Raw genomic sequence first — 1962 nt, 5'->3', positions numbered from 1 at the left:
CGCCGCCGGGGCGCAGCGCGTGTTCGCCCCCGGCTACGTCCACGAGGTCGTCAACGACGCGCTCGCCCCCGCTGTCAGCCTGCACGTCTACTTCCCCGGGCTGACCGAGATGCCGATGCACGCGGCGCGGTGCGCGGCCTCCGCGGCAGGGGCCGTGGCGGCCGCGGAGGCCGTGGAGACCGCTTCGCGCTGACAGCTCCGTCTCTGTCTGTCAGCACCGCCTGACAAACTGTCCTTCATGCGCATTGTGGTTCTTGCCGGCGGCATTGGTGGCGCCCGCTTTCTCCGTGGCCTCAAGACGGCCGTTCCCGACGCGGACATCACCGTCATCGGCAACACCGGCGACGACATCCATCTCTTCGGCCTCAAGGTCTGCCCCGACCTCGACACCGTGATGTACACCCTCGGCGGCGGCATCCACGAGGAGCAGGGCTGGGGGCGCGCCGACGAGTCCTTCGCCGTCAAGGAGGAGTTGGCGGCGTACGGCGTCGGGCCCGAGTGGTTCGGCCTCGGCGACCGCGACTTCGCCACCCACATCGTCCGTACGCAGATGATGGGCGCGGGCTATCCGCTCAGCGCGGTCACCGAGGCGCTGTGCGCGCGCTGGAAGCCGGGCGTGCGGCTGCTGCCGATGACGGACGACCGCGTGGAGACCCACGTTGCCGTCACCGTGCCGGACAGCGGCTCCGCCGCGGAGGCCGGCGAGCGCAAGGCGATCCACTTCCAGGAGTACTGGGTGAGGCTGCGCGCCTCCGTGCCCGCGCACGCCGTCGTGCCCGTCGGCGCGGAGCAGGCCAAGCCCGCGCCCGGGGTGCTGGAGGCCATCGCCGACGCTGACGTCGTGCTCTTCCCGCCCTCCAACCCCGTGGTCAGCATCGGCACCATCCTCGCCGTGCCCGGCATCCGCGAGGCCATCGCCGACGCCGGGGTCCCGGTCGTCGGACTCTCCCCCATCGTCGGGAACGCGCCCGTGCGCGGCATGGCCGACAAGGTGCTGGCCGCCGTCGGCGTCGAGTCCACGGCCACGGCCGTCGCCCAGCACTACGGCTCCGGGCTGCTCGACGGCTGGCTCGTCGACACCGTGGACGCCGCCGTGGTGGACGAGGTGGAGGCGGCGGGCATCCGCTGCCGGGCCGTGCCGCTGATGATGACGGACGTCGAGGCGGCCGCGCGGATGGCGGGCGAGGCGCTCGCCCTGGCCGAGGAGGTGCGGGCGTGAACCCGCGTGGCGAGGCGCCCTCGTACCAGGTCTGGGCACTGCCCGGGTTCCCCGAGGTGCGGGACGGGGACGACCTGGCCAAGCTCGTCGCCGACGCGGCGACCGCGCGCGGGCTTCCCGGGCTCGCGCACGGCGACATCCTGCTCGTCACGTCGAAGATCGTGAGCAAGGCCGAGGGGCGGATCGTCGAGGCGGCGGACCGCGAGGCGGCGATAGACGCCGAGACCGTACGGGTCGTGGCCCGGCGCGGGCCGACCCGGATCGTCGAGACCCGGCACGGCTTCGTCATGGCCGCGGCCGGGGTCGACGCCTCCAACACCCCTGCCGGTACCGTCCTGTTGCTGCCGGAGGACCCGGACGCCTCCGCCCGGCGCATCCGCGACGGCCTGCGCGAGGTGCTCGGCGTGGACGTCGGTGTCGTGGTCACCGACACCTTCGGGCGGCCGTGGCGCAACGGGCTGACGGACGTCGCGATCGGCGCGGCGGGCGTCCGCGTGCTGGACGATCTGCGCGGCGGGACGGACACCTACGGCAATCCGCTGAGCGCGACCGTCGTCGCCACCGCCGACGAACTGGCCGCCGCGGGCGACCTGGTGAAGGGCAAGGCGGACGGACTGCCGGTCGCAGTGGTACGAGGACTACCGCATGTCGTCTCCTCCGCCGACGAAGCCGGGCCCGGGCCCCGCGAGAACGGGCGCGACGAGAGTTGGCGCGGCGAGAACGGGCGCGGCGAGAACGGGCGC

Annotated in this window: 2 protein-coding genes and 1 pseudogene; all 3 read left to right on the top strand. The window is 73.6% G+C overall.

Annotated elements, in window-relative coordinates; all coding sequences use genetic code 11:
* Positions 1-193: pseudogene (locus AOK16_RS26205) on the top strand (cysteine dioxygenase); the annotation flags it as partial.
* 45 nt (positions 194-238) lie between these two features.
* Complete coding sequence (cofD, locus tag AOK16_RS24790) at positions 239-1219, top strand: 2-phospho-L-lactate transferase (RefSeq protein ID WP_055474319.1); 981 nt, start codon at positions 239-241, stop codon at positions 1217-1219.
* A partial coding sequence (locus AOK16_RS24785) for a coenzyme F420-0:L-glutamate ligase (RefSeq protein WP_107098448.1) occupies positions 1216-1962 on the top strand: 747 nt, incomplete at its 3' end. The genes cofD and AOK16_RS24785, both read left to right, overlap by 4 nt.

The organism is Streptomyces pathocidini, assembly GCF_001418495.1.
In the GTDB taxonomy this organism is placed as follows: domain Bacteria; phylum Actinomycetota; class Actinomycetes; order Streptomycetales; family Streptomycetaceae; genus Streptomyces; species Streptomyces pathocidini.
This window is presented reverse-complemented; position numbering and strand designations above follow the sequence as displayed.